The organism is Rikenella sp., from assembly GCF_056799795.1.
This window is the reverse complement of record NZ_JBQIQO010000042.1, coordinates 12,189-20,019: the sequence shown is the minus strand read 5'-3', so window position 1 is coordinate 20,019 and position 7,831 is coordinate 12,189. Positions and strand designations below refer to the sequence as shown.

10 protein-coding genes are annotated in these 7,831 nt (G+C 60.2%); 7 read left to right on the top strand and 3 right to left on the bottom strand.

Annotation, left to right across the window (positions count from 1 at the left end; genetic code table 11):
- Positions 1 to 655: 655 nt before the first annotated feature.
- Complete coding sequence (locus ACTO3O_RS08900; protein WP_297625981.1) at positions 656 to 865, bottom strand: hypothetical protein; 210 nt, start codon at positions 863 to 865, stop codon at positions 656 to 658.
- Between the two features lie 118 nt (positions 866 to 983).
- Between ACTO3O_RS08900 and ACTO3O_RS08895 the strand changes: the two genes are divergently transcribed.
- From ACTO3O_RS08895 to ACTO3O_RS08885, 3 genes are read left to right on the top strand one after another with little or no spacing between them, the layout of a single operon-like run.
- Entirely contained in the window at positions 984 to 1,508 is a 525-nt protein-coding gene (locus tag ACTO3O_RS08895) for a hypothetical protein (RefSeq protein ID WP_297832186.1), read from the top strand.
- Between the two features lie 43 nt (positions 1,509 to 1,551).
- Positions 1,552 to 1,989, top strand: a complete 438-nt coding sequence (rpiB, locus tag ACTO3O_RS08890; RefSeq protein WP_294594852.1) for a ribose 5-phosphate isomerase B — start codon at positions 1,552 to 1,554, stop codon at positions 1,987 to 1,989.
- Between the two features lie 14 nt (positions 1,990 to 2,003).
- Positions 2,004 to 3,251, top strand: a complete 1,248-nt coding sequence (locus ACTO3O_RS08885) for a peptidase U32 family protein (protein WP_297832189.1) — start codon at positions 2,004 to 2,006, stop codon at positions 3,249 to 3,251.
- Between the two features lie 247 nt (positions 3,252 to 3,498).
- Here ACTO3O_RS08885 and ACTO3O_RS08880 read toward each other — a convergent pair whose 3' ends face one another.
- Both ACTO3O_RS08880 and ACTO3O_RS08875 read right to left on the bottom strand, forming a co-directional pair.
- Positions 3,499 to 4,278: a radical SAM protein gene (locus ACTO3O_RS08880; protein ID WP_297832192.1), complete on the bottom strand. Its 780-nt coding sequence runs from the start codon at positions 4,276 to 4,278 to the stop codon at positions 3,499 to 3,501.
- Between the two features lie 28 nt (positions 4,279 to 4,306).
- Positions 4,307 to 5,302 (bottom strand): DUF4837 family protein, encoded by a 996-nt coding sequence (locus ACTO3O_RS08875; protein ID WP_297832196.1) that lies wholly within the window; start codon positions 5,300 to 5,302, stop codon positions 4,307 to 4,309.
- 89 nt (positions 5,303 to 5,391) lie between these two features.
- Here ACTO3O_RS08875 and ACTO3O_RS08870 point away from each other — a divergent pair, with 89 nt between their 5' ends.
- From ACTO3O_RS08870 to efp, 4 genes are all read left to right on the top strand, one after another.
- Positions 5,392 to 6,024, top strand: a complete 633-nt coding sequence (locus tag ACTO3O_RS08870; protein WP_482596702.1) for a polysaccharide deacetylase family protein — start codon at positions 5,392 to 5,394, stop codon at positions 6,022 to 6,024.
- Positions 6,025 to 6,036: 12 nt separating this feature from the next.
- Positions 6,037 to 6,684 (top strand): MgtC/SapB family protein, encoded by a 648-nt coding sequence (locus ACTO3O_RS08865; protein ID WP_294594035.1) that lies wholly within the window; start codon positions 6,037 to 6,039, stop codon positions 6,682 to 6,684.
- A 10-nt stretch (positions 6,685 to 6,694) separates the two neighbouring features.
- Complete coding sequence (locus tag ACTO3O_RS08860) at positions 6,695 to 7,147, top strand: YqaA family protein (RefSeq protein ID WP_297832200.1); 453 nt, start codon at positions 6,695 to 6,697, stop codon at positions 7,145 to 7,147.
- A 71-nt stretch (positions 7,148 to 7,218) separates the two neighbouring features.
- The gene (gene efp, locus ACTO3O_RS08855; protein WP_294594038.1) at positions 7,219 to 7,785 is read left to right on the top strand and encodes an elongation factor P; all 567 of its coding nucleotides are present in this window, start codon (positions 7,219 to 7,221) and stop codon (positions 7,783 to 7,785) included.
- Positions 7,786 to 7,831 lie beyond the last annotated feature (46 nt).

Here is a 7,831-nt window from a genome sequence, read left to right as displayed (position 1 = left end):
CTTTAAAGGGCATATTCTGCCGGTTGGCACTCGGCCAATCCGGCAAGAATTGCCGCGGGCGACGGAAATGCGGCGGAGCGAAAGCGGAGCCGCAGTGAGGCCGACACGGGGCAGTGCTTTGGGGTGGAGAGCGAATAGCGCGATTCCGAGAGGAATCGCCGTCCTCGGCGAGAGCGACGCATTAGCGGCGCGTGGGGGGCGCGCCGAGGACGAACTTCCGAGAATGGAGCGGTGAATAGGTTGTTGCTTCTGCGACTCGTAGAGTCGCGCAGTTCGCCGCCACCCCACGCGGCGGACTGCAACCCTCGCAAACTCGGTTGCGCTCCCGCTGGCGGCGAACCTAATAGAATGGGAGGCGGTGAATGGGCGTTGCTTTTGCGGTTCGTAGAACCGCCGGGCTTGCGCGCAGGGCCTTCAGCCCACCCGGGGAGCGCGCAGCCCGAACCCGACAGGCATGATCAGTAAATGGGGCCGAGCTTTTGCGGCTCGTAGAGCCGCTCGGGCCGGACGTCCGGGAGGCCCGCAACACGCCGCTCCCGCGTCGAGAGTTCTGTACCTCCCGGGCGTCCGACCGCAAAGTCAAATTGAAATAGGGTAGAGGCTGCCAGTTGTTAGGGTAGCTCCAGCCCATTGCCCCCGCGGGCCTCCTGCCCGTTTATTCCGAGAGGCAACGCAACTGAAAACTGTAGGCACGGAAGCTTACGTTGCTGGGGTTGAGGGCTTGCGAATTGAAATCCAAGTTCACGCCGCTGGTATCGTTGATTGCCGAAGACCAGCTCGAGCCTCCGAAGCCGACGCCACCCAATGCGCCTAATTGTTTGTAGTAGCCACAGTCGCGAATGCCCGGGGCGGTGCCGCTCGGCACTCGAACCGGCCCGCCTCTACCCCCAAACAAAGGCGCCTCCGCCTCAACCCCCGAGGGCAATGTAACCATTCCGCACGTCGGGATGATGAATAACAAACACACTTAAAACACGAAAATCATGTCAGTACAACAAAATACGTTGAATGCAGAAAATCTGATCGTCAAACGCCGGAGCAAACGCGCCTTAGGGCTCGGAATCGGCCTCATTGCCAGCGGAATCGCACTCTATTTCGCATCGACCACGATTCGCGATACCAGCTCTTCCGTCTATATGCTGTGCACCGTCGGCGCCTTCACAGCCCTGATCGTCGGCGTGCTGAAACTCTTTTTCGGCGGTTGGGAAAACGTTTATCAACCCACGCAAAGCCCCGTCGAAGGCTATTCCCTCTATTTCGAAGGCCTCTCCGGCTCTGAACTCGTCGAACTCATCGAACGCGAACGGTTCGACGCCCTGCGAGCTGCCCGGCGCAAAGAGAGCGGCCCCGTGCGGCTCGATGTCCGCCGCTCGCGGGATGGCAAGTTCGTCGCCCTACAGGTGCTGCAATACGTTCCGTACGTCTACGAAAACCTCTCCGGCACCTACTGTTTCCAGGAAGAACGCGCCGTTCCCGTAGCGGAGTGCATCGGCAATCCCGCAAAATAATCGTACCTTTGGCGACGTTGAAAAATCGGAAAAAGAACCGTTTATGAAGACTTTTAACGTCGCCATCGCCAGCGACCACGCCGGCTACGAGATGAAAGAGTTCGTCGCCGGCTACCTGCTGGCCAAAGGCTACACCGTCAAAGACCTCGGCACCCACAGTTGCGAGAGCGTCGATTATCCCGTCTATGCCCATGCACTGGGGTGTGAAGTGGCCGAACGGCGGTGCGATCTCGGCGTGGCATTGTGCGGCAGCGCCAACGGTATCAGCATCACCCTCAATAAACATCCGCACGTGCGGGCGGCTATTTGCTGGTGTCCCGAGATCGCTACCCTCGCACGGCAGCACAACGATGCCAACGTCTGCTCGCTTCCGGCCCGGTTCGTGACCGAGGCACAGGCGGCGGAGATTCTGGACGCTTTTTTCGCGGCCGAATTCGAGGGGGGACGGCACGTGCGGCGGGTGGAGCAGATCGACCTCTAAAACGGCGGAGCGGGATGACGGAAAAACTCGAAATCGAAGTCATGTGCCCGGTCGGCTCGTGGGAGTCGTTGCAGGGGGCCATACAGGGAGGGGCCGACTCGATCTATTTCGGCGTCCAGGGGCTCAACATGCGGGCCGGATCGTCCGTGAATTTCACGCTCGACGATCTGGCTCGTATCGTTGCGACCTGTCGCGAGCATGGAATCAAGACCTATCTGACGCTCAATACGGTACTGTTCGACGAGGATATCCCCTATATGCGTCAGGTGGTGGAGCGGGCGAAACGGGAGGGGATCGATGCGGTGATCGTGGCGGATCAGGCGGCGATGGATTATGCGCGGCAGCAGGGGGTGGAGGTGCACATCTCGACGCAGCTCAATATCGGCAATACGGAGGCGGTGGCCTTTTATGCCCGGTATGCGGATGTGGTGGTGTTGGCGCGGGAGCTCTCGTTGGACAAGGTGCGACATATCTATGACCAGATCGAAGCGCGCGATATCCGGGGGCCGAAAGGCCATCGGGTGCGGATCGAGATGTTCGCGCACGGCGCGTTGTGCATGGCGGTGTCGGGGAAGTGTTACCTGAGTCTGCACGAGGCGTGGAAGTCGGCCAACCGGGGCGAGTGTCGGCAGTTGTGCCGCCGGTCGTACCGGGTGGAGGATGTCGAGACGGGGACGCAGTTGGTGGTGGAGAACGAGCATATCATGTCGCCGAAAGACCTCTGTACGATCGAGTTTCTGGATCGGATGATCGATGCCGGGGTACGGGTGCTGAAGATCGAGGGCCGTGCGCGGTCGGGCGAGTATGTGCGGCGCGTGTGCGAATGCTATAAGGAGGGGGTTCGGGCGGTGATCGAAGGGCGTTTTACGCGCGAGTTGGGGGCGGAGCTGAAGGAGCGGCTGCGGACGGTCTTCAACCGCGATTTCTGGGACGGTTATTACTTGGGTCAGCGGTTGGGCGAGTGGTCGGAGCACTACGGTTCGGCGGCGACGGAGAAGAAGGTGATGGTGGGTCGGGTGACGAACTATTTTGCCCGGATCGGGGTGGCGGAGGTGTCGGTCGAGGCGGTTCCGTTGGCTTTGGGCGAGAAGCTGCTGTTTCTCGGGGCGACGACCGGGGCGTTGGAGTTCACGCCGGAGGAGATCCGGGTGGATCTCCTGCCGGTGGAGGTTGCGTCGCAAGGGAGCCGGTGTTCGATCCGGACGCCGGAGAAGGTGCACCGGGGCGACAAGGTGTTCAAGCTGGTCGCGGTGTCGCAATAGGAGGGGTTGCCCTTCCGCCCCGGGCTACCGCGAAAGACTCAGCGGTGCTTTAGCACACGTCGGGGGAAATGGATACAGTTGGTCTGGTACAACCTGCCGGATCAACAGTTTGTCGCTAAATTTTTATGTCACTTATCTCGACCTCGGCAGAGAGGATGGTCGTGCTCACGCTCTTCAGTTGCGTTGCCTCTCGGAATAAACGGGGCCGCGCGGCCCAAATAATCGACGGCCTCTACCCCTATACCGACTACCTCGCCACCGAGACGACCAAACCGGGCAATGCCTCCCGCAGACGATCCGCAATCGCCTCCATCTCCTCGAACGAGACCTTCTCCAGGCCATCCGCCGGCGTGTTGCGGTCGATCGTGTAGAGCATCACCTCCCTTGGCCGAATCCGACCGATCGCCTCCAGATAAGCCTCTACCTCCTCCGGCGTCGTGTTGTCGATCCGATGACCGCCGTAATCTCCCCGCAGCAGCATCGTCTGGACGATCAATTTTCCCTCGAACCCGCCCAGCAGGTCGATCGTCTCCGCCACCGTGTGTCCGTTCTGCGGCTGGTTGATCCGCCGCACCGTCTCGTCGAGCGCCGAATCCAACTTCAGGATATTCCGATCCACCCGCAACAACGCCCTCCGTACCGCCGGTCGGTCGATCATCGTGGCATTGCTCAGCACCGCCACCCGGGTCTGCGGCGCGTAACGATCCCGCAGCCTCAACGTCTCATCGATGATCCGTTCGAACTCCGGGTGCATCGTCGGCTCGCCGTTCCCCGCGAAAGTAATGACATCCGGCAGCGCCTTCGTCTCCGCCATCTCCGCCAGCCGGTGTTCCAGCGCCGCAACGACCCGTTCCGCCGGATTGAATCCCCCCGTGCCGTGCGCGCCGTTCCATCCGCATTCGCAGTAGATGCAGTCGAAATTGCACAGCTTCGAGTCCGGAAGCAACAGATTCACTCCCAGCGAAGTACCGAGCCGCCGGCTGTGGATCGGCCCGATGATGATGCTGTCGAAAAGGAAAGTGTCCATCTTGTTCAGAGAAAAAATCGCGAGGCCGTTATTCCGGAATCCGCACCGTCCGGAAAATCGCCTCCACCTGTCGAATGTAGTTCCGCATCGGCACCTGGTTGTTCGGCGACGGCGAATAGACATAGCCGTCGATCGCGATCAGCCGCCCCGTCGCCCCGTCGTAAGTCGTGTAGTTGATGAACGGCCCCCCCATGAAATCCCCCTTCACGTCCCAGAAACCGCGCAGTTGCGTCCATTGCCGTCCGTCGATCGTCAGGAGCTTCCGATCCGGCGGGACGATCGTCGAGGTGGACATATAGCTCCCCTTCGACGGCCCCGGCACCTGTCGCACCGCTCCGTTCCGCGCCGCCACCAGCCATCCCGTCGTGGCATCCGTCATGATCGAGTCCGCCGGATAGGTGTAGATCAGGAAGCCGATGCTGGCCAGCGGCAACTCGTAAGAGACCCACAGGAAGTCGGTCGTGTCGAGCCGCACCCGATAGTTGGACGGAATGCTCATCTCGAAACCGAATTTTTCGCGGATCAGGGTGCCGATCTCCGGATCGCTGTGTTTGCGGGCCTGTGCGATGAACCGGTTCCGTTCGACGATTTCGTAGAACTGTTCCAGCTCCTGGCCGTAGGTGTGCAGGAAAGCCGCCATCGAGTCGGCCGACGGCGAGGTGACGGTCACCTGTAACTGCGGCGCCGAATAGACATCATACGCAGCCGTCATATCCGACCGTTCATACTGCGCCCCCGTCCGCAGAATCAGGATGTTCCGGTGCCGCGAGACGGTCTTTTGGAAATTCGTCGGCGGCACGCTGAGCAGGTCGAAGAGCGGTTCGGGCTGATTGATCCGTTCGACCTCCTGCGAGAAGATCGCCCGCACGGTGTCGCCCGCCGGCCCCTCCCACAGCTCGGTGGGAGCGACGACGAAGAGTTCGTAGGCCCGGCCCGACGAAGGGGCCTTGACCGGGCCGGAGGGGCCGCAAGCCGTGCCGACTGCGGCAACGAGGGAAACCAGTATCCAGGTGATTCTTTTCATGGCGTGAAAGGGGTTTGGGTGAAAAACAGCGGCTCTGCCGCGTTCTGCGGCCGCCGCCAGGCAAATGTAACGAATATTCTTCTATCTTTGTGAGGTTTCAACCCCTTACGGACATGTATTTCCGGCCGCCGAAATTCATCAAACGTCTTTTTCCCGAGCTGAACTGGAACTTTCGGGAGCCGGGAACGATCTTCCTGACTTTCGACGACGGGCCGACCCCCGAGGTGACCCAGTGGGTGCTCGATACGTTGGACAAATATGAGGCCAAAGCGACCTTTTTCTGTCTGGGCAAGAATGTCGACCAGCATCCCGAGATTTTTCGCAAGATCAAGGCCCGGGGACATGCCGTGGGGAATCACTCCTACAGCCACATCAAAGGGTGGGGCAATCCGGCGGGACGCTACATCGAGGATGCCGACCTGGCCAACGGACTGATTCGGACGAACCTCTACCGGCCGCCCTACGGACGGATTACGCGGAGCCAGATCCGGCGCATTTCGGAACGGTATCACATCATTATGTGGGACGTGCTGAGCCGCGACTATGCGCGGACGGTGTCGCCGGAGGCCTGTGTGCGGAATGTGACGCGCCACCTGCACGAGGGGTCGATCGTGGTCTTCCACGACTCGGTGAAGGCTTCGCGCAACCTCTATTACGCCCTGCCGCGGGTGCTGGAGGCGATCGAACGGGCGGGGTTGCGGTGCCGGAGTATCGAACTTTAAAATCATGGAGAGATGATCTGGACATTCGTGTTGCGGCTGAGCATAGCCGCTCTGCTGGGAGCCATTATCGGGTTCGACCGGGAGCTCCGGGCCAAGGAGGCGGGATTGCGTACCCATTTTCTGGTCGCTTTGGGCAGCGCTCTGTTTATGATCGTCTCCATCTACGCCTTTTCGGCCGATCCGCGGAGCGATCCGGGGCGGATCGCGGCTCAGGTGGTGACCGGGATCGGGTTTATCGGGGCCGGTTCTATCCTGATCCACAAACAGTTCGTGCGCGGGCTGACCACGGCGGCCGGGTTGTGGGCGACGGCCGGAATCGGGCTGGCAGTGGGCGGCGGGATGTATGCCGTGGGGCTGGCGGCGATGGTGCTGACGTTGGCGGGGCTGGAGCTCTCGACCCTGATTTTCAAGACCGTCGGCATCCACTCTTCGCTGTTGGTCTTTTCGACCTCCGACGAGCAGAATCTGAGGCAGGTCTTGACGCATATTCACGAAAAGGGCTATCATCTGATGAGTTACGAGGCGACGCACGAGACGGTCGGCGAGGGGACTTTGTATCGGGTGACGATGGTGGTCAAGACGCGGAGCAGGAACGAGGATACCCATTTGTTCCAGTTCATGCAGTCGTTGCCGGAGCTGACGATCGAACGACTCGAATAACGAACCGGGTATGGAGTGGTTGTTGGATTTAGGCTATGTGGGGCTCTTTATCGGGGCGTTGCTGGCGGCGACTATCCTGCCGTTCAGCTCGGATTTCCTGCTGGTCGGGATGTTGGCGGCCGGCGGACACGTGGTATGGACGGTGGTCGTGGCTTCGCTCGGCAACTGGGCCGGCGGCATGATCTCCTACTGGATGGGGCGCGGAGGACGGTGGCAGTGGATCGAAAAGTGGTTCAAAGTCAAACGCGAGACCCTCGAACGGCAGAAAGTCCGGGTCGATCGTTATGGGGCGTGGCTGGCTTTCCTGTCGTGGCTTCCGTTCGTGGGCGATCTGTTCGCGCTCGCGCTGGGCTTCTATCGGACGAATGTCTGGCAGGTGGCGCTCTTCATGCTGATCGGAAAGACCGCCCGGTTCGTGGTCTGGGCGATCGTGGTGGAGTGGGTGCGTCCCCTGTTTGCGTAAACTCCGGCTTTTTCGTAACTTTGCGTGCTTCGTCACACGAAACGGAATATCTTAAAATCTTAAACCACAATATGGCAACAACCGCAGATATCAAAATCGGGATGTGCATCGAACTGAACGGCAAAACGTGTCAGATCATCGACTTCCAGCATGTGAAACCGGGCAAAGGGCCGGCTTTCGTCCGCACCAAGCTCAAAAATCTGGAGAACGGTCGGACGATCGACAATACGTTCACGGCCGGCGCGCCGATCGAGCCGGTTCGGGTGGAACGTCGTCCGTATCAGTACCTCTACGAGGACGATATGGGGGCGAATTTCATGCACACCGAGACTTTCGAGCAGATCGTAATTGACAAGAAAATGATCGATAACGCCGACTTGATGAAAGAGGGCGAGATTGTGGAGGTGATGTTCCACACGGAAAAGGAGACGGTGCTGTCGGCTGAATTGCCGCAGCTGGTGGAGATGGAGGTGACTTACACCGAGCCGGGTCTGAAGGGGGATACCGCATCTTCGAATGCGCTGAAACCGGCGACCGTCGAGACGGGCGCTACGGTGAAGGTTCCGTTGTTTATCAATACCGGCGAACGGATTCGGGTCGACACCCGGACTCGGGAGTACTACGAACGGATTAAGTAGGCTCGGCGCTTTGCCGACCTGCATAGAATAGCCGCGGGGGGGGTGT